Here is an 18,795-nt window from a genome sequence, read left to right as displayed (position 1 = left end):
TCGCCGTCGATTTCTCGAGGGAAGCAGAGCCGTGACGCGCTGGAGTTCGTTCGTCGTCGCCCGTCCGAAGCTGGTCCTGGCCGCCACGGTGCTGCTGGTGCTGCTCGGTGGGGCGTGGGGATCGGGCGTGTTCGACCGCCTGAGCCTCGGCGGGTACACCGATCCGGGCAGCGAATCCGCGGCCGTCGAGCGCCTGATCGAGGGGACGTTCGGACGGCAGACCCCCGATCTGGCGGTCACCTACCACGCACGTCCGGGTGCGACGATCGAGGATCTCGGTCCCGAGGTGGCCGCCCACCTCGCGCAGATCGACCCCGGAGTGCTCGCCAACACTCCCCTGTCGTACTGGTCGGCGCCGCCGCAGGCGAAGGAGTTCCTGCGGTCCACCGACGGCACCGAGGGACTGGTGGTGCTGTCGCTGAGCGGCGACGAGAACACGCGTATCGCGGCGTACCACGTTCTCGAACCCCTGCTGGTCATCGACGGCGCTGACGCGGAGTTCAGCGGCTTCAGCGCGGCAGCCAACGCCTTCAACGAGGTGTCCGAAAGTGATCTGCTGCGAGCCGAGGCGGTGTCATTCCCGCTTCTGCTGCTCCTTCTGCTCGTCATCTTCGGCGGCCTCGTCGGCGCAGCCGTCCCGCTGTGCGTCGGCGGTCTCGCGATCCTCGGCGCCCTCGGCGCCCTGCGCGTGATCTCGTACTTCACCGAGGTCAGCGCATTCTCGGTGAACATCGCGAGCCTCGTCGGGCTCGGCATGTCCATCGATTACGGATTGTTCGTCGTGACCCGGTTCCGCGAGGAGCTGCGGTCCGGCTCCCGCACCGACGACGCCGTCCGCCGGACGCTCGCCACGGCCGGCCGGACCGTGGGGTTCTCCGCCCTCCTCCTCGTGTGCGGTTTCGTGGGCATGCTCGTGTTTCCCCAGGCCATCGTCCGGTCGTTCGCCTACGGCGGGATGGCAGCCATCGGGATCGCCGCCGTGCTGTCGCTGTCGGCGCTGCCCGCGGCACTCGCTCTGCTCGGGCCGCGCATCAACTCGCTGACGTGGCGACCGGGAGTGGTCGAACGCGGCGAAGACCGGGCGCACCGGTTCTGGGGCGGCGTCGCCGCCCGCGTCATGCGGCGGCCCGTCCCGATCGCGACGGCCATCGTCGCGGGGTTGCTCGTGCTCGCCGCGCCCCTCACAGGCGCATCACTGGGTGATCTCGACCACACCGGACTGCCCGCGGCTCACCCGCTCCGGCTCGCCGTCCAGGATCTCGCCACCGACTTTCCACTCGCCAACAACGGGGCGACTCTCGTCCTGCAGGGCAGCGACGGCAAGGCCCCGCCGCCGGCCGCCACGGCGGAGTTCTTCCGGGCGACGGCCGCGGTCGACGGCGTCCAGCGGGTGGTCCCGGTCGGCGCCACCGACACGTTCGTCGCCATCCGGGCCATCTTCGGCGACGCCGACCGCACGACGGGGGCCATGGCGACGGCCGCCGCACTGCGCGACCTCCCGCCCCCGGAAGGCACCGAGAAGATGCTGGGCGGGCTGAACGCCCTCACCGCCGACGGACTGGACGCGATGGCCGCGGGACTGCCGTGGATGATCGGGATCATGGTGGGCGTCACCTTCGTGCTGATGCTGCTGGCGTTCCGTTCCGTGGTGCTGCCCCTGAAGGCGATCGCGATGGCCACTCTGAGCCTCGCCGCCTCGTTCGGCGTGCTCACGTGGATCTTCGAGGATGGTCACGGGGCCGAATTTCTCGGCGTGACGCCGGGACCGCTGCCCGCGACGATGGTCGTGCTCATCATCGCGGTGGTGTTCGGGCTCTCCACCGACTACGAGATCTTCCTGATGTCACGGATGGTCGAGGCCCACGACAACGGTGCGTCGACCGAGGAGGCCGTGCGGATCGGCACCGCACATACGGGGCGCATCGTGACTGCGGCCGCCGCGTTGCTGATCGTCGTCACCGGCGCGTTCACGCTCTCGGAACTGACGATGATGCGATTCATCGGGCTCGGCATGATCGTCGCGCTGCTCATCGACGCCACCGTCATCCGCATGATGCTGGTGCCCGCCCTGGTGAAGCTGATGGGTGAGGCCAACTGGTGGGCGCCGGGATTCCTGGCACGGAAAACACCTACCCCCGGTTCACCAGAGCATCCGAAACCGACACCGCAGCAACAGATTCCCATCCAATCGTGAAGACGATCGGATGCGAATCGGTTTACTCTGCCGGAGAGGGCAATTCAGCACTCACCCGTCCGGAGCGCACGGATCCCGTTCCAGCTCAAATCTTTCCGGGCGGCAGGATCAGCCCTCGCTGTCGGAGATGTCGGACAGCACCCACTTGCCGTCGATCTTCTCCATCTTGATCGACAGCGGGGTCGCAGCACTGCCCTGAGCCACGGCGTCACCGGTGGCGCTGACGTTCATGTGCGCGAGCAGTTCGGCCCGGTCGCCGTCGAGCATCGTGACCCCGATGTCGGTGACGGAGGCCTGGGTGGCCGTCTTGGTCTGAATGGCGGCCTCTTTGGTGGTGCCGGCGGTCGAGTCGAATTCGTCACGCTTGGCGTCGTTGAGGTAGCCGCGCGCCTTCTCGAAGTCCTGATCGATGCTCTCATAGCTGTACGTGTACAGCGTCTCGATCGCCTCCGTTCCCGCCTTGGTCACCTCGGCGGTACCGCCTTCGTCGACCCAGGCGGTGTTCGTGATGTCTGCGCCGGGCTTGAAAGCCGCGACCACCGCGAAGACCCCGAGCACCACCGCCACGGCTCCGAGGATCCCGACGAGCTTCCAGGTGATCCGACTGGACCCGCTGTCGGCCGCCGCGGTCTCGGCGGCGGGGGCCTGCTGCTTGCTGATGCGCGGTTGAAGGTTGGCAACCTTCGCCTTTCCCGCGGACGCGGCCTTCGCCGTCGACACCGGCTTGGCCAACGACACAGTCGTGTCCGTGCCGGAGGTCTTCGCCGTCTCGGTTTCGGCCTTCGCCACCGGTTCCGTCTTCTTCGCCGGTTCCGTCTTCTTCGCCGGTTCCGGCTTCGTCACCGGCTCCGTCTCAGCGACCGGGGTTTCCGGTCGGGGCGGCTTCGGCGTCGACTGACGGGTCCCCGCCACGCGCGGACGCCTGCCCTTTGCAGCGCTGTCCGGCACGTTGTTTCGGCGCTTGGGGGGCATAGTTCACCACTTTCTCATTGCACGACGAGCTTTCGTCGACGTGGACACCGCAGCGACATGCCGCCGCGGCACATCAGGACTACTGACCGCCGCTGTCGCCTTCGGGGGCCTGTTCGGCCGGCGCCTGCTCGGCGGGAGCCGGTTCGGTGGGGGCCGGGGCGGGAGCCGCGCCGTCGGCGGGCACCGGTCCGCTCTCGAGCGGAATACGCCCGCCCACCGGTTCGACCGACGAGGCCTTCCAGACCCCGTCCACGTCCAGGACGTCCATCCGCATCGTCACCTTGGCCTTGTCGAAGCGGTCGGGCCACGTGGTGGTGACTGCCACGACGACCAGTGCCTTCGCGGTGCCGTCGTCGGTGTTCAGTTCCGTGAGTGTGCCCTGGATCAGCTCGGCCTTGCTCGCCGCACCGGATTGACGCATCTGGTCGGTGAACCCGTCCATCGTCGCCTGGAGGTCCTGGTTCATCTTGTCGCCCGTGATCGACGACTTCATGTTCTCGAAGGATCCGTCGAGGTCTTTCGAATCGACCGAGTTGAGGTTGATCGCGGCCTGCTGGGCGCCTGTCAACGCGGAATCGCGTGCGTCGGCGATCGGCTTGTCCACGAAGAGAGCGCGCGCCCACCCGAAGCCAAACCATCCGGCTGCGACAACCGCGATCACCACCAGTGCGGTCACCGCAGCAAACGAGGCCTTCAGAGTTCTGTCCTTCCCCGGAGCCGGTTGTCCCGACTCCGGGGGCGTGGTAATTCGCGTCACACCAATACCCTACTGATTGTTTTCTTCTACTCGCCCTCGGCCGGAACCGAATGCTACTTGGGAGTAACCCCGAGGAGCGGTGCGAGCTGCGTTGCGATGGGATTCAAGTTGAGAGTGTCAGGCATGACCTTCGGCTTGAAATCCCACGGCTGGATCGTGTCCGGATCGGCGAACACGATGCGGTCTGCACTTCGCACACCCGTCACGCTTCCCTGGGGAGCGTCGCAGTTGGCCTTCGTGTTGTACGGGAAGTCCTGCTGGGTGTCGTCGAAGTTCGGGTCCTGCCGCTTCATCTCGGCCAGGATCTCCTGTGTCCCTTCGTAACCGAGTGTGCACGACGGCGGATTGTTGGTTTCCAGGACGATGCCCTGATGCACCGTGCCGTCGCCGGGGGCCACGGTCGACGCGGACGCCGCGATGGCAGGCAAGAACATCAGGATCGGCCGCAGCGCGATCGCCTGCGGAGCCAGCTTGTCGCCGACCGCGGCGAGGTTCGTCAGGTCGGTGGTGAGACTCGGACCGATCTGGTTCACCAGCAGACCGACCTCGTCGCTCGCCGGAATTCCCTTGTCGATAATCGCGCGGAGATCGGGGTCGCTGGTCCGCAGCTGCGCCGCAACCGCGTCGAGATCCGAACTGAACTGGACGATCGCGGAGGACTGATCGGACTGCGTCGCCAGCACCGTCTGGCTGTCCCGGATGAGGGCCAGCGTCTGCGGGAGAACGTCGAGTCCGTCCTTCGTCAGCGTCGACAGAGAGTCCGCGAGCGTCTGCAGATCTTCGCCCTTGCCGTTGAATGCCGTTCCCAGCTGGGTGACGACCGTGCGCAGCGAGTCGACCGGAACCGACCGGACCAGACCGTCGGTGGCCATCAGCACCTGCTCGACCGGAACAGGTGTCGACGTGTCGGCCTCGGTGATCACCGAGCCCTGTTCGAGGAACGGCCCCTGGTCGCTGTCGGGCTGAAGGTCGACGTACTGCTCACCGATCGCGGATCGGTTGGCGACGACGGCCTTGGCCGACGCCGGGATGTCGGGCCCACCCGAGGAGATCTTCAACTCGACGTTGATTCCGTCCGCGGTCAGGGACAAGTCGCCGACACGGCCGACGGGAACTCCGCGGTACGTGACCTCGGCGTTGGTGAAGATGCCGCCGGAGTCCTTGAACTGCGCGTTCACGTCGTACTCACCGAACCCGAGAAGATTGTCGAGGCGGACGTACTTGGCGCCGACGTAAACGAGCCCGAGCATCGCCACGATGGCGAACGCGACGAGCTGGATCCTGACCAGTCGTGACCTCACTGTCCACCCCCTATTCCGAACTGCTCCAGCAGTCCCCCGAGCGGGTTCTGCGGCGGCGGCGCTGCACCGTCCGTCGTGCCGTTCCCTGCGCCACCGTTGCCTGCCGCAGGCGCGGTGCCGGGGAGACCCGGGATCCGCAGGCCCGTCGGGGCGGGGATGATCGGCGGAATCGGCAGCAGCGACACCGTCGGCCATCCCGGCTTGGGCCCGTTGCCGTTGTAGTACGGGTTCGAGGGATCGACGATCGGCTTGGGCTCACCGAACTTCGGCGGCACGTACACCGGGTCGCCCTGACCGACGCCGAGTGCGCTGAGCGCATCGCCGATCTGCAGGTCGACCGTGAGGAACAGGTTGACCGATCCGCCGAGCGCGATCTTCTCGACACCGTCCGGGAACGGGACGGTCGGGATGAACGCGAGCGAGTTGGGCAGGTCGTCGCCGGACTCGGCGAGCGCCTTCAGCGTCGGCCGCAGCGCGAGGAGGTCCGCGATCAGATCGTTCTTCGACCGGTTGATCACGTCCGTGCCGACGGTGCCGAGCCGGTCCAGTTGCGTGAGCATCTGGGTGAGCTGCGGTCGCTGCTCGTTGAGCACTTCGGCGGCGATCGGGAGCTGGTCGAGGATCAGCCCGATCTTCTCGTTCTGTTCGTTCACCCGCGTGGTCAGGGTGTCGAGCCCGTCCAGGGCGCGGGTGATGTCGTCGCGCTGCTGGTTGAGACCGTCGATGAGCGTGTTCGCCTGCTCGAGAAGTCCCCGGACACGATCCTCACGCCCGTCGAGTGCGGTGGTCAGTTCGTGCACGATCGGCTGCAACTGGCCGACGCCGCCGCCATTGAGCAGCAGCGACAGCGCGCCGAGTACCTGCTCGATCTCCGTGGCGTGCCGGGTGCGATCGAGCGAGATCGTGTCGCCGTCCTCGAGCCGCGCGGGATCCTTGTCTTCCGGCGGTTCGGACAGCTGGACGAACTTCTCGCCGAGCAGGTTGGTCTGCTCGATGGCGGCGACCGCGTTGGCCGCGAGATCGACGGACGAGTCGAGGACGACCTCCACATCGGCTGTCCAGCCGTCCGGGGCCACCTTGATCGTTTCGACCCGGCCGACCGGAACACCGTCGACCTTGACAGCGGACTGCGGGACGAGGTCGAGGACGTCGTCGAACTGGATCGTCAGGTGCATCGGGTGGTCACCGACATCCGGGCCGCCCGGCAGCGGAACTCCGTAGATTCCCTCCGACGAGCAGGACGTCACTGCGATGGCGACGGCGCACGCACCGGCGCCGAGGATTACCGACCGCTTCATTCGCCCTCACCACCCGTTGCGCCTTCGAATCGCGGCGACACGACACCCGGCACCGTGCCGGGTGTGACCGTCCGCTGAATGTTGTCCGCACTCATGATCCCGAACGGAAGCACGAGCGACGGCGTCTTCGCCGATTGCGTGATCTGCGACGTGATGTTGGCGCAGTTGTCGATCAGCGGCTGCATCTGACGCCCGAGTTGCTCGAAGCGCGGATCGCCGGGTACCAGCTTGCCGAGGTCGATCAACTTGCACGCGACGCCGGCCGGGTCCTGCAGATCCGGGAACGCCAGGCGCGAGGCCAGGTTGCCGGACTCCGCGTCGTAGGAGTTGGCCAGGTTGCTGATCGCCAGCGGAAGCAGGGTCAGCGAATTGACCAGCGACTCGCGGTTGTCCGCGAGGGTCTGCGTCACCGGAACCAGATCGTCCACGTTCTCGGCGAGGATCTCCCGGTTGTCGGCCACGAACTTCGAGACGTCACCCAGGGCGATCGCCAGCTGGTTCAGGGCGGCACCGAGGTTCTCCCGCTCCCCCGCAAGGAATCCGGACAGGTCGGACAGCTGGGAGTTGAAGTCGCGGACCTGCTGATCGTTGGCCGCCAGCGCACCCACGAACACCTGGAGGTTCTTGACGGTGTCGAACAGATCGCCGCGGCTCTCGTTGAGCGTGCGGGCGGCGTCGGACAGCTGATTGATGCTCTGCCCCAGCGCCTCTCCGTTGCCGTCGAGGTTGGCCGCGCCGGTCTCGACGAACTGTGACAGCGCGCCTTCCTTGTTCGCCCCGTCCGGGCCGAGAGCGGTGGACAGCTTCTCGATGCTCGCGTAGAGCTCGTCCACCTCGACGGGGGTGGCAGTGCGGTCACGCGAGATGACGGCGCCGCTCTGCATCGTGTCGCCGCCCGTGTAGGCAGGCGCGAGCTGGATGTAGCGGTCGGACACCACGGACGGCGTGACCTGGGCTGCCTTGGCGTCGGCGGGGATGTCGACGCCACGGTCGACGCGCAGGTCGACCTTCACCTGGTCGCCCTGCGGTTCGACACCGTCGACGGATCCGACCTTCACACCGAGGATCCGCACGTCGGAACCCTCGTAGATACCCACCGACTTGTCGAAGTACGCGGTGATCTGCGTGGTGCCTGCGCGGGTGAACAACCACCACAGGGCCCCGGCGATCACCAGCGCGACGATGACGATTCCTGCGATGAGGGCGACCCCGCCGCGTCCGCCGCGCTCGGCTCCGTTCTCGACGTCTGCCATCAGTTACCCCCCAACGTGCGGACGGGATCGCGCGGACCGGGAATGTCGGGCAGACCCGGCGGCAGGAGGTTCACCACGACCTGGTCGAACCAGCGACCGTTACCGACCACGTTCGTGTACAGGCGGACGAACGGCTCGTACAGTTTCATCGCCTTGTCCAGGTTCTCGTTATTGGCCTTGAGGATCTCGACGACACCGTCGAGCTGTTCGAGCGCGGGACCGATGGCGGCCTCGTTGTCGCGCACGAGCCCGGTCAGCTGCTGCGACAGCCGCTGAGTTCCGGTGAGCAGCTGGGAAATCGACTGCTGACGGCTGTTGAGCTCACCGAGCAGCAGACCGGCGTCGCTGATCAACCGGTTGAATTCGGCATTGCGGTCGGCGAGGACCTTGGTGGTCTTGCCGGTCGCGTCGAACAGTTTCTGCAGTTCCTGATCGCGGCTGGCGATGGTCTGCGACAGCCTGCTCACACCGTCCAGGGAGGCTCGGATCTCCGTGGGAGTTCCCTCGAACGCCTGCGACAGCGTCACCATGCTCTGTGCGAGCTGATCGGCGTCGATGTCACCCACCGTCTGTGCGGCGGCCGAGAACGCCTCGATCACGTCGTACGGAGACGTGGTGCGGTCCAACGGGATCACGTCGCTCGGATTCAACGTGTCCGAGCCACGGGGGTCGAGGGCCAGATACTTCTGACCCAGGATCGTCTTGATCTGGATGGACGCCGACGTCTCGTTGCCGACCCACGCATCCGACACCTTGAAGGCGACGTCCACATGGTCGCCGTCGAGTTCGACGGACGTGACCTTGCCGACCTTGACGCCGGCGATCCGGACCTCGTTGGAGGGCTTGAGCCCTGCCGCCTCGGTGAATTCGGCGTGATAGGTCGATCCGGCGCCGATGAACGGCAGCGAATCGAGGAAGAAAGCCGACAGGGTGGCCAACAGCACCACGAGAATGCCGAGGGCACCAGCCACTGCCGGGCTGCGACGTCTGCTCATCGTGTCTGCAACTCCTGTAGGCCGTCCTGCGTGCACCGTTTCGCCGAGTTCGTATAGAGCGGCTGGTTGACGGTGGGCAAGCCCGTGGGCAGGTTCAGTTGGGGCGCGGTACCTGGTCCTGCGACGATGTCGACTCCACAGAGGTAGAACTGGAACCAGGATCCGTAACTGGCTGCCCGGCCGAGCTTCTCGAGCTTCACCGGAAGCGTCTGGAGAACGCTGTTGACCGTGTCGGAGTTACGGTTCAACGTCGTCGCCAGCGTGTTCAGCGACGTGATGGATTCCTGGATGGACGGTCGGGTGGGTTCGAGCAGGTCGGCGGTCGCGTCGGTGAGTCCCGCGAGGGACGTCACCGCAGAACCGACAGTTCCCCGCTCGTTCGCCAGGCCCGTGACGAGTTGCTGGGTGTTGACGATCAGCGAATCGAGTTGATCGTCACGCTGATTCACCGTGGCCAGCACGTCGTTGAGGTTGTTGATCACCGCACCGATCACCCGATCCTTGTCGGCGACCGTGTTGGTGAGGCTTGCCGTGTTCTTGACGAGTTCCGTGATGGTTCCCGACTCACCCTGGAACACCTGGATGATCTGGTACGACAACTTGTTCACGTCGTCGGCGCTGAGGGTCTGGAACAGCGGACGGAACCCGTCGAACAGCGTGGTGAGGTTGACGGCAGGCTTCGTCCGCTCCATCGGAATGGTGTCGCCGCCGCTCATCTTCATTCCCTGCTGCCCCTCGCCCTGTTCGAGCGCGATGTAGCGCTGCCCCACGAGGTTCCGGAAGCGGATGGTCGCGGTGGTGCTGGCGGGCAGCCAGTCCCGTTCCGACACCGTGAACTGGACCTCTGCCTCGCGGTCGTCGTGGATCGCGATCTTCTCGACCTGGCCCACGCGCACACCGGCGATGCGGACCTCGTCGCCCTCGTTGAGCGAGGTGACGTCCGAGAAGATCGCGTTGAACTTGGTGCCACCGCCGCCACCGAGGTTGGCGATGGTGGCGGCCAGCAGACCGGTCGCGAGGATGGTGACCACGGCGAACACGATCAGCTTGACCAATGGTGCGGCCAGGCCCCTCACTTGAAGCTCACCTCAGTCCCCCTCATGGTCGGCGCGCCGACGAGTGTCGTCCAACTCGGCACGTCCTCCGGCGCCATGCCCCCGGCCTCGCCGTAGACGACGTCCAACGTGTCCTGCTCCATCTTCGAACCCGCGTAACTCGCGGGTGTGACCTCGGCTCCGTAGCCCGGGACCTGATCGGGGACGCCGGCGGGCGCCGGGAGGAAGTCGATGGTCGACGGGCCGGGATTCCGCGAGGGCACCTGGTAGGCACCGTCGTTGTAGGACGACCCGCCCGGGTACTGCGGGAACTTTCCACCCGGAGCGGTGACGTTGTCATAGCAAGCCGGTCCGCGGTTGTCGAGCAGTCGCGGCTCGTCCTGGTTGGGCACGTAGCGACCCTTCGGATTGACGAACTGCACGCTGGCACGCACGCCCGGGTACGGATCGTCCGGTGCCAGCAGTTCACGGGCGACGGGAGCGGACTTGGCGAAGCCCGCGAACGTGCAGCCGAAGCTCGGCGAGTAACGGCCGAGGATCTGCAGTGCCTCACGCGAATCGGCGGCGATACTGACGATCGATTCGGCGTTGGTCTGCAGGAGATCCGCGGTGCTGGACGCGGTTCCGGTCAGCGACGCAAGCAACGTGGAGATCTCGCCCTGCTTCTCCACCACGGTATTTCCGGTGGTACGCAGGTTGTCGAGGGCGTTGACCAGGTCGGGTGCCGCCTCGGAGTACGTCTGCGAGAAATCTGCCAGACCGCGCAGATCCTCCTGGATGGCGGGAAGTTCAGTGTTCAGCCCGCCGAAGATCTCCTCGAGACGGTCGAGCGTCAGGCCGAGTTCGGCGCCGCGGCCGCTCAGTCCCTGGGACAGCGCGCCGAGCGTATTCGCCAGGTCCTGCGGCGGAATCGCCTGCAGCAGCGGCAGCAGACCGTCGAGAACCTCGCCGACCTCGACGGCGTTGCCGCTCTTGTCCTGACGCAGCGTGTCGCCGGCCTGGATCGGCGGAGCGGTGTCGCCCTCGGGAACGATCAGCGACACATAGCGCTCACCGAACAGCGTCTTGGGCAGCAACCGCGCCGTCGTGTTGGACGGAATCAGCTGCGCCTTGTCGGGCTGGATCGCGAGAGCCAGGGTGACCTCGCCCTCCTGGGAGGATGCCGAGCGCACCTCGCCGACGATGAGGCCACGGACCTTCACGTCAGCGTTGGGCGGCAGGGCATTTCCGGCGGTATCGGTGAGGAGGTCGATCTTGACGACCTTGGTGAACGTCTTGTTGAACATGCCGATGGTGAAGACCAGGAACAACGCGAGGACAAGGAAGAACACCAGCCCCAGCACCCGTCGACCCACAACAGATGTCGTGTTGCTCATCCGGCCACCCTCACTGTGGTCGTCGTGCCCCAGATGGCGAGGCTCAGGAAGAAGTCGAGAACGGCGATGGTGACGATCGCGGTGCGGACCGCCCGACCCACGGCCACACCGACACCGGCGGGACCACCGGAGGCGTGATAGCCGTAGTAGCAATGGATCAGGATCAGCACGAACGCGAAGATCAGCACTTTCGCGAACGAATAGAGGACGTCCTGCGGTGGCAGGAACAAATTGAAGTAGTGGTCGTACGAGCCGGTCGACTGGCCGTTGAACACGGTACTGATGATGCGGGACGCGAGGTAGGCCGCGAGCAGACCGACGATGTACAGCGGGATGACAGCGACGAATCCCGCGATCATGCGGGTGGTGACGAGGAACGGCACACTCGGCACCGCCATGACCTCCAGCGCGTCGATCTCCTCCGAGATCCGCATGGCGCCGAGCTGCGCGGTGAAACCACAACCGACGGTGGCCGAGAGCGCGAGTGCCGCAACGATCGGCGCGATCTCACGGGTGTTGACGTAGGCCGACAGGAAGCCGGTGAGCACCGAGCTGCCCAGCTGTTCGAGCGCGGCGAATCCCTGCAGTCCGACGACGACGCCGGTGAAGCCGGACATCATCGCGATGACGCCGATGGTGCCGCCGATGACGGCGAGCGCGCCGCTGCCGAACGTGACCTCGGCGAGCAGCCGGAGCACTTCCTTGCGGTAGTGCACGAGAGTGTGGGGCGACCAGGCGATTGCCCTGGCGTAGAACGACATCTGCTCGCCGGCCCGGTCGAGCACGTTGAGCGGCGCACGACCGACTCGGCGTGCCGCCATCAGAGTCCGGTCACCACGTCCCTTGGCGATTGTCATGGGGTCACGATCCCTTCGCCGGAACGATCTGGAGGTACACCATGGTCAGGATCAGGTTCGCGAAGAACAGCAGCAGGAACGTGATCACCACCGACTGGTTCACCGCGTCACCGACGCCCTTGGGTCCACCCTTCGGATGGAGCCCCTTGTACGCGGCGATGACACCGGCGATGACACCGAAGACAGCCGCCTTGAGCTCGCCGACCCAGATGTCGGGAAGCTGCGCGAAGGCCGAGAACGATGCCAGGTACGCACCGGGATTACCCCCTTGGAGGATGACGTTGAAGAAGTACCCGCCGGCGATACCGACCACGGACACGAGGCCGTTCAGCAGGATCGCGACGAGAACCATGGCAAGCACCCGAGGCACGACGAGACGCTGAATCGGGTTGATACCGAGAACTTCCATGGCGTCGATCTCTTCGCGGATCGTCCGCGCACCGAGATCCGCCGTGACGGCCGAGCCCGCAGCCCCGGCCACCAGTAGTGCCGTCACCAGCGGGGAACCCTGCTGGATGACGGCGAGCACGCTGGCCGCTCCCGTGAACGACTCTGCACCGAGCTGCTTGATGAGCGATCCGGTCTGCAGTGACACCACTGCGCCGAACGGAATCGCGACCATCGCCGTCGGCAGGATCGTGACGCTGGCGATGAACCAGGCCTGTTCGATGAACTCGCGGAACTGGAACGGCCGCTTGAACGTGTTTCGTGCAACGTCGACAAAGAGCTCGACGATGTTTCCGGCCTGTGTCAGCGCACCGTTGACCGGCCGCAAGACCGAGCTGCGGGTAACCCCCATCCGATATGCCTACCCTTGCCCGTGAGTGGTGTTTTCGTATCCTTCGCCCCGGTATGCGGGGATGACCTGAGTGTCTTCCTGGCTGTATGCGTAGTCGTAGCCGCCGCCACCGTTTCCGCCGGAAGTCTCGTCGAGGCTTTCCTGGATGGCGATCTGGGCATTCTCCGGCAGGGTGTGCATGATGTGCCGGACACGTTCCTGCCGGCGGGCGACGGCCTGCCGGAACGGCATCCCCGGCGTCGCCTTCATCTGCGGGACGATGCCCTCGACGTCGTCGACACCACCGGCATGGTGACCGGCATCGACCATCGCCTGCTCCTGCGCCATGGTGGCCTCGTCCTTCTCCTCGGACATGCCGATCGGACCGATCATGGTGCCGTTGAGGAACTGCTTGACCACCGGCTCCTCGCTGGTGAGCAGCACCTCCCGCGGACCGAACATCACCAGATGACGGCGGAACAGCATGCCGATGTTGTCCGGCACCGTCCGCGCGAGATTGATGTTGTGCGAGACGATCAGGATCGTCGCGTCGATCTCGGCGTTGATGTCGATCAACGTCTGGGAGATGTAGGTGGTACGCACCGGGTCCAGGCCGGAGTCCGGCTCGTCGACGAGGATGATCTGCGGGTCCAGCACCAGGGCGCGGGCCAGGCCCGCACGCTTGCGCATACCACCGGAGATCTCACCGGGCAGCTTGTCCTCGGCCCCGAGCAGGCCGACGAGCTCCATCTTCTCCATGACGATCTTGCGGATCTCGGATTCGGACTTCTTGGTGTGCTCGCGCAGCGGGAACGCCACGTTGTCGAACAGGTTCATCGAGCCGAACAGGGCGCCGTCCTGGAACAGCACACCGAACAGCTTGCGGATCTCGTAGAGCTCCTTGCTGGAGCACTCGAGAATGTTGGTGCCGTCGATCACGATCGAGCCCTGCTCCGGGCGGAGCAAACCGATCAGCGACTTCAAAAACACCGACTTACCCGTACCCGACGGCCCGAGCAACGCACTGACCTCACCGGCGGGAAGGGTCAACGTGACGTCCTGCCAGATCCTCTGCGAGCCGAACGACTTGGTCAGTCCCTCGACGGATACCTCGACTCCCACCATTACCTCCGCGACCGTTCGATGCACTCACCCCGTGTGGGTTGGGTCACTCTATCGCATCGACGTGTTACCTGTGACAAGGGATGCTACTCATGAGTAAGGAAGCATGCCAACAGCGGGTCCCACTATGCAAAACAACGCGTCTGAACTGGGATAACGGTAGCGAAATTTCTGGTCGCGCGTCCAGCTTTCGGCCAGGAATCTCGACACTCCGAAGACGTCCGCGGACACAAAAAGAGGGTCACTCCCCACGGATGGGGAGTGACCCTCTTCGTCTGCTCGGTGAGCAGCGCGGGAGAGACCGTCTTACTTGACGGTGATCTTCGCGCCGGCAGCCTCGAGCTTTTCCTTGGCGGCGTCGGCCGCGTCCTTGGCAACCTTCTCCAGGATCGCCTTCGGAGCACCCTCGACGAGGTCCTTGGCTTCCTTCAGGCCGAGGCCGGAAACGACCTCACGGACGACCTTGATGACCTGGATCTTCTTGTCGCCGGCCGACTCGAGGACGACGTCGAACTCGTCCTGCTCCTCAGCAGCCTCGGCAGCAGCCGGCGCTCCGCCTGCAGCGGCAACGGCGACCGGGGCAGCGGCGGTGACCTCGAAGGTCTCCTCGAATGCCTTCACGAACTCCGAGAGCTCGAGGAGGGTGAGCTCCTTGAACTGGTCCAACAACTCTTCGGTGCTGAGCTTCGCCATTGTGGCGGTCCTTCCTGTAAGTCCCATGTCGCTGATCCGCGACCGGGCGGGGTTATAGCAGTGATGCGCGGGTGCGGATCAGCTTTCGGCTGCAGCCTCGGCGGGAGCTTCGGCAGCTCCGCCTTCTGCGGCCTTCTTTTCCTGCAGTGCAGCAGCCAGTCGGGCCACCTGCGAAGCAGGAGCGTTGAACAGGCCTGCGGCCTTTGCCAAGTTGCCCTTCATCGCGCCGGCAAGCTTGGCCAACAGGATCTCGCGGGACTCGAGGTCCGCGATCTTGTTGACCTGGTCCACGGACAGCGCAGCGCCGTCCATGTAGCCGCCCTTGATGATGAGCGCCTTGTTGTCCTTAGCGAAGTTCTTCAGAGCCTTCGCAGCATCGACGGGCTCGCCCTTGATGAATGCAATGGCGGTCGGACCGACGAAAAGGTCATCAAGGCCCTCGACGCCCGCTTCAGCAGCGGCACGCTTGACCAGGGTGTTCTTGGCGACGGAGTAGGTGGCACCTTCTCCGAGAGCGCGTCGCAGTGTCGTGATGTTGCCCACCGTCAGACCACGGTATTCCGTGATCACAGCAGCGGTCGAACCCTTGAACTGCTCGGTGATCTCCGCAACCGCGGAAACCTTCTCAGGCTTTGCCATACTTCGCCTCCTCTCATGACAGTCGTTATCCCACTTCGGAACCGCTGCGCACCGCCGGAATCCCGGAGCACACAATCCACGACATGCAAAACGCCCCGGTGCAGGGCACACGGGGCGTGAAAGGAAACGACACGGTCAGGGCGCGAGCCCACAACCGATACGCATCCCCCTACCTCGTCCTCCTGCGTGGGCCGCCGGACATTCCCGGACTTTCAATCACACCCTTGCGGGAGTGATCACCAACGGTCTTGGGTAGAACATGATTTGGGGTGAAGTTCAAATACTGCATTGAACTCCGCAGGACAGATTACGGCATGGCCTGCATAACCGCCAAATCGCGGCGGGACTCCACCCATCGCAGTGACCGGCATCACTCGGCATGCGGTGTGTGGTCCATCAGACTGAAGCAGCGTCCATTTACCTGTTACGCGACGTTACATATATGAGCTAGCTTTTCCTCATGACAATCCTCGAAGCCCGGGCCGTCGTGACCGGATCCCGGACACGACGCTTCCTCGCGCTCGCCGTGATCTGCCTGGCCGAACTGCTGGTCGTGCTCGACAACACCATCGTCAACGTCGCTCTCCCGTCGATCGGTGTCGAACTCCGCACCAGTGTCAGCGGCTTGCAGTGGGTCGTCGACGCCTACACGCTGACGTTCGCAGGCCTGCTCCTGGCGTTCGGCAGCCTCGGCGACCGCTACGGTCGTCGACGCGTCATGGTCATCGGTCTGATCGGCGTCGCCGTCATGTCGATCGCCGGCGCCAACGCCGAGAGTCTGGGGGAGGTCATCGCGGCCCGCGCGGCGATGGGTGTCTTCGCGGCCGCAGTCTTCCCCGCGACCCTCGCCCTCGTCATCAACATCTTCACCGACGTGCGGGAACGGGCGCTGGCCATCGCCGCCTGGACCGCGATGGCCGGATTCGCGATCGCCATCGGGCCGATGGCCGGCGGGTGGCTGCTCGAGCATTTCAGCTGGCACTCCGTCTTCTGGATCAACGTGCCGATCGCGGTGGTCGCGGCAGCAGCGACGCTGCTCCTGGTGCCGGAGTCACGCGCCTCCGTCATCGGACGCATGGACCTCGTCGGAATCGCCGCCTCGATCACCGGAATCACCGTCCTCGTGTGGGCCATCATCGAGGCCCCTCACCACGGGTGGACGTCGTTCGTCACCGTCGGCGCCGTCGCCGTCTCGATCGCGGTCCTGGTCGGATTCGTCCGCTGGGAGCTGCGCACCGAGCACCCGGTCCTCGACCTGCGGCTGTTCCGCAACCGTAGGTTCTCCCTGCCCGCCCTCGCGATCGCCATCGGGTACTTCTCGATGTTCGGCTTCCTGTTCCTCATCACGCAGTACTTCCAGGGAGTCCGGGAGTACACGCCGTTCGAGTTCGGTGTCGCGTCGCTGCCGTTCGCGGTGTCGGTGGCGGTCGGCGCCCCCGTCGCCACACTTCTGGCGCAGCGGATCGGGACGACCCCGGTCATCGTGTTCGGTCTCCTCCTCACCGGTGTCGGGCTGTACCTCGGCGGTCAGGTGGCCGTCGACAGCAGCTACCTGACGGATGTCCTTCCGTCGATGGTGTCGATGGCGCTCGGCTTGGCCATCGTGCAGGGGCCCGCCACCGAGTCGATCATGGCATCGCTGCCCCTCGACGAGGCGGGAGCAGGCTCGGCTGTGAACGACACGACCAGGGAAATCGGCGGAACGCTCGGTGTCGCCGTGCTCGGATCGATTGTCGCGTCGTACTACGCGACGACGATGAGTCCGCTGCTCGACCGGATTCCGGCCGCATTGATGAACGACGACGAGAAGGGCTTCGCGCGCGCGACGGTCCTGAGTGTGCTCGAGATCCGGAAACGGGAGATCCCGCCGTTCCTCGAACAGCAGCGTGAGAATCTCATCCTCACCATGAAGACGACGGTGCTGCAGGGGTCGCACACTGCGTCGCTCGTCGCGGCGGGCGCCGTGGTGGTCTGCGCGGTCGTCGTCGCGATCTTCATGCCCTGGGCGCCGGCACGCACCGATTCCGTGATGCTGGCGTGGCGGAAGAAGTCCGAATCGGAAACCGGCGACGAAGACTGACCCCGGAAAAGCAGTTCGGCCGGTACGGAAGATTTCCGTACCGGCCGAACTGTGTGAAGCGTGACTTACGCGTCGGCATCCTCGAGAAGGTTGCGGGTGCGGTTCGGGTCCACCGGGATGCCCGGGCCGGTGGTGGTCGAAACGGTGACCTTCTTGACGTAGCGGCCCTTCGCGGAGGACGGCTTCGCACGCAGGATCTCGTCCAGCGCGGCGCCGTAGTTCTCCACCAGCTTGGCGTCGTCGAACGATGCCTTGCCGATCACGAAGTGCAGGTTGGCCTGCTTGTCGACGCGGAAGTTGATCTTTCCGCCCTTGATGTCCGCGACAGCCTTCGTGACGTCAGCCGTCACGGTGCCGGTCTTCGGGTTCGGCATCAGGCCACGCGGTCCGAGGACGCGGGCGATGCGGCCGACCTTGGCCATCTGATCGGGAGTCGCGATGGCGGCGTCGAAATCGAGCCATCCACCCTGGATCCGCTCGATGAGGTCCTCGGCACCGACGGCGTCGGCTCCAGCTGCCTCGGCCTCGGCGGCCTTCTCTCCGACTGCGAACACGATGACGCGGGCGGTCTTACCGGTGCCGTGCGGCAGGTTGACCGTGCCGCGGACCATCTGGTCCGCCTTGCGGGGGTCGACGCCCAGACGGACGGCAACCTCGACGGTCGCGTCCATCTTGCTCGACGACGTCTCCTTCGCCAGCTTCGCAGCCTGCAGCGGGCTGTACAGCTTGTCGAAGTCGATCTTCTCAGCGGCGGCGAGATACGCCTTGCTGCGCTTTGCCATTTCTTCTGTCCTAACTTCTCACCGCAGTGTGTGTCTTGTCTGCGATGGTGAATGGTTCAGTAGTGGTCTGGGCCTGGCCGGCCCTCCCACGCTTTCTTCGACGGCGGTGCCGTCAGTCGATCTTCGACGGCGGTGCCGCCGATCGATCAGGGCTGACTCAGCCGTCGACCGTGATACCCATCGAGCGTGCGGTGCCGGCGATGATCTTCGCGGCCTGCTCGATGTCGTTCGCGTTGAGGTCTTCCTGCTTGGTCTTCGCGATCTCGCGCACCTGATCCATGGTCACGGAAGCGACCTTGGTCTTGTGCGGCTCGCCGGAGCCCTTCTGCACGCCTGCAGCCTTGAGCAGCAGCTTGGCAGCCGGAGGGGTCTTCAGCTTGAAATCGAAGGTCCGGTCTTCGTAGACCGAGATCTCGACCGGCACCACGTTGCCGCGCTGGGACTCAGTCGCCGCGTTGTAGGCCTTGCAGAATTCCATGATGTTCACGCCGTGCTGACCAAGCGCGGGACCCACGGGCGGTGCAGGGTTAGCCTGACCGGCCTGGATCTGAAGCTTGATGAGCCCTGCGAGCTTCTTCTTCTTGGGGGGCATCTCGATTTCCTAATTCTTGCTGGGTGTGTTTCTTGCTACTGCAGTGCAAGT

Annotated in this window: 17 protein-coding genes; 2 read left to right on the top strand and 15 right to left on the bottom strand. The window is 65.3% G+C overall.

The window, feature by feature from the left end; genetic code table 11:
* Window positions 1-31: 31 nt before the first annotated feature.
* Window positions 32-2,194, top strand: coding sequence for an MMPL family transporter (locus QM693_RS16645; protein WP_283352880.1), 2,163 nt, complete (start codon window positions 32-34; stop codon window positions 2,192-2,194).
* 108 nt (window positions 2,195-2,302) lie between these two features.
* On the opposite strand, the gene QM693_RS16640 is transcribed toward QM693_RS16645, so the two are convergent.
* The 13 genes from QM693_RS16640 to rplJ form a co-directional block, all read right to left on the bottom strand.
* Window positions 2,303-3,166 carry a hypothetical protein gene (locus tag QM693_RS16640; protein WP_317570098.1) on the bottom strand — a complete coding sequence of 288 codons (864 nt, stop codon included), beginning with the start codon at window positions 3,164-3,166 and terminating at the stop codon, window positions 2,303-2,305.
* A gap of 79 nt (window positions 3,167-3,245) precedes the next feature.
* On the bottom strand, window positions 3,246-3,842 hold the full coding sequence (locus tag QM693_RS16635) for a hypothetical protein (RefSeq protein ID WP_317570186.1): 597 nt from the start codon (window positions 3,840-3,842) through the stop codon (window positions 3,246-3,248).
* A gap of 134 nt (window positions 3,843-3,976) precedes the next feature.
* Window positions 3,977-5,224, bottom strand: coding sequence for an MCE family protein (locus tag QM693_RS16630; protein WP_037233524.1), 1,248 nt, complete (start codon window positions 5,222-5,224; stop codon window positions 3,977-3,979).
* Window positions 5,221-6,522, bottom strand: a complete 1,302-nt coding sequence (locus QM693_RS16625; RefSeq protein WP_283331060.1) for an MCE family protein — start codon at window positions 6,520-6,522, stop codon at window positions 5,221-5,223. The genes QM693_RS16630 and QM693_RS16625 overlap by 4 nt, the downstream gene beginning before the upstream one ends.
* Window positions 6,519-7,775: an MCE family protein gene (locus QM693_RS16620; RefSeq protein WP_280779927.1), complete on the bottom strand. Its 1,257-nt coding sequence runs from the start codon at window positions 7,773-7,775 to the stop codon at window positions 6,519-6,521. Before QM693_RS16620 ends, QM693_RS16625 begins: the two co-directional genes overlap by 4 nt.
* Complete coding sequence (locus QM693_RS16615) at window positions 7,775-8,770, bottom strand: MCE family protein (RefSeq protein WP_283331059.1); 996 nt, start codon at window positions 8,768-8,770, stop codon at window positions 7,775-7,777. The genes QM693_RS16620 and QM693_RS16615 overlap by 1 nt, the downstream gene beginning before the upstream one ends.
* Window positions 8,767-9,846 (bottom strand): MCE family protein, encoded by a 1,080-nt coding sequence (locus QM693_RS16610; protein WP_164060599.1) that lies wholly within the window; start codon window positions 9,844-9,846, stop codon window positions 8,767-8,769. Before QM693_RS16610 ends, QM693_RS16615 begins: the two co-directional genes overlap by 4 nt.
* On the bottom strand, window positions 9,843-11,201 hold the full coding sequence (locus tag QM693_RS16605) for an MCE family protein (protein ID WP_280779926.1): 1,359 nt from the start codon (window positions 11,199-11,201) through the stop codon (window positions 9,843-9,845). Before QM693_RS16605 ends, QM693_RS16610 begins: the two co-directional genes overlap by 4 nt.
* Window positions 11,198-12,058, bottom strand: coding sequence for an MlaE family ABC transporter permease (locus tag QM693_RS16600; protein WP_025433123.1), 861 nt, complete (start codon window positions 12,056-12,058; stop codon window positions 11,198-11,200). Before QM693_RS16600 ends, QM693_RS16605 begins: the two co-directional genes overlap by 4 nt.
* Before the next feature lie 4 nt (window positions 12,059-12,062).
* Entirely contained in the window at window positions 12,063-12,857 is a 795-nt protein-coding gene (locus tag QM693_RS16595) for an MlaE family ABC transporter permease (RefSeq protein ID WP_005252107.1), read from the bottom strand.
* A gap of 9 nt (window positions 12,858-12,866) precedes the next feature.
* Window positions 12,867-13,961: an ABC transporter ATP-binding protein gene (locus tag QM693_RS16590; protein WP_005258257.1), complete on the bottom strand. Its 1,095-nt coding sequence runs from the start codon at window positions 13,959-13,961 to the stop codon at window positions 12,867-12,869.
* 303 nt (window positions 13,962-14,264) lie between these two features.
* Entirely contained in the window at window positions 14,265-14,651 is a 387-nt protein-coding gene (gene rplL, locus QM693_RS16585; protein ID WP_005252104.1) for a 50S ribosomal protein L7/L12, read from the bottom strand.
* Between the two features lie 78 nt (window positions 14,652-14,729).
* On the bottom strand, window positions 14,730-15,290 hold the full coding sequence (gene rplJ / locus QM693_RS16580; RefSeq protein ID WP_283331058.1) for a 50S ribosomal protein L10: 561 nt from the start codon (window positions 15,288-15,290) through the stop codon (window positions 14,730-14,732).
* 460 nt (window positions 15,291-15,750) lie between these two features.
* Between rplJ and QM693_RS16575 the strand changes: the two genes are divergently transcribed.
* Window positions 15,751-17,370 (top strand): MFS transporter, encoded by a 1,620-nt coding sequence (locus QM693_RS16575; RefSeq protein ID WP_283352877.1) that lies wholly within the window; start codon window positions 15,751-15,753, stop codon window positions 17,368-17,370.
* A 65-nt stretch (window positions 17,371-17,435) separates the two neighbouring features.
* Here the strand turns inward: QM693_RS16575 and rplA are convergent, their stop codons facing one another.
* Together rplA and rplK are read right to left on the bottom strand one after the other, a co-directional pair.
* Window positions 17,436-18,152, bottom strand: coding sequence for a 50S ribosomal protein L1 (gene rplA / locus QM693_RS16570; RefSeq protein WP_005252097.1), 717 nt, complete (start codon window positions 18,150-18,152; stop codon window positions 17,436-17,438).
* Window positions 18,153-18,309: 157 nt separating this feature from the next.
* A complete protein-coding gene (gene rplK / locus QM693_RS16565) occupies window positions 18,310-18,744 on the bottom strand; it encodes a 50S ribosomal protein L11 (RefSeq protein ID WP_005252095.1) in 435 nt (144 codons plus the stop codon).
* Window positions 18,745-18,795 lie beyond the last annotated feature (51 nt).

It is taken from the genome of Rhodococcus sp. IEGM 1305 (genome assembly GCF_030058635.1).
Lineage (GTDB): Bacteria > Actinomycetota > Actinomycetes > Mycobacteriales > Mycobacteriaceae > Rhodococcus_F > Rhodococcus_F opacus_D.
This window is presented reverse-complemented; position numbering and strand designations above follow the sequence as displayed.

Bases quoted from the DNA above. Each gene is read 5' to 3' on its own strand.
- QM693_RS16640 (WP_317570098.1), bottom strand. From the start codon at position 3,166: ATGCCCCCCAAGCGCCGAAACAACGTGCCGGACAGCGCTGCAAAGGGC.
- QM693_RS16595 (WP_005252107.1), bottom strand. From the start codon at position 12,857: ATGGGGGTTACCCGCAGCTCGGTCTTGCGGCCGGTCAACGGTGCGCTG.
- QM693_RS16620 (WP_280779927.1), bottom strand. From the start codon at position 7,775: ATGGCAGACGTCGAGAACGGAGCCGAGCGCGGCGGACGCGGCGGGGTC.
- QM693_RS16590 (WP_005258257.1), bottom strand. From the start codon at position 13,961: ATGGTGGGAGTCGAGGTATCCGTCGAGGGACTGACCAAGTCGTTCGGC.
- QM693_RS16600 (WP_025433123.1), bottom strand. From the start codon at position 12,058: ATGACAATCGCCAAGGGACGTGGTGACCGGACTCTGATGGCGGCACGC.
- QM693_RS16625 (WP_283331060.1), bottom strand. From the start codon at position 6,522: ATGAAGCGGTCGGTAATCCTCGGCGCCGGTGCGTGCGCCGTCGCCATC.
- QM693_RS16615 (WP_283331059.1), bottom strand. From the start codon at position 8,770: ATGAGCAGACGTCGCAGCCCGGCAGTGGCTGGTGCCCTCGGCATTCTC.
- rplJ (WP_283331058.1), bottom strand. From the start codon at position 15,290: ATGGCAAAGCCTGAGAAGGTTTCCGCGGTTGCGGAGATCACCGAGCAG.
- QM693_RS16605 (WP_280779926.1), bottom strand. From the start codon at position 11,201: ATGAGCAACACGACATCTGTTGTGGGTCGACGGGTGCTGGGGCTGGTG.
- QM693_RS16575 (WP_283352877.1), top strand. From the start codon at position 15,751: ATGACAATCCTCGAAGCCCGGGCCGTCGTGACCGGATCCCGGACACGA.
- rplA (WP_005252097.1), bottom strand. From the start codon at position 18,152: ATGGCAAAGCGCAGCAAGGCGTATCTCGCCGCCGCTGAGAAGATCGAC.
- rplK (WP_005252095.1), bottom strand. From the start codon at position 18,744: ATGCCCCCCAAGAAGAAGAAGCTCGCAGGGCTCATCAAGCTTCAGATC.
- rplL (WP_005252104.1), bottom strand. From the start codon at position 14,651: ATGGCGAAGCTCAGCACCGAAGAGTTGTTGGACCAGTTCAAGGAGCTC.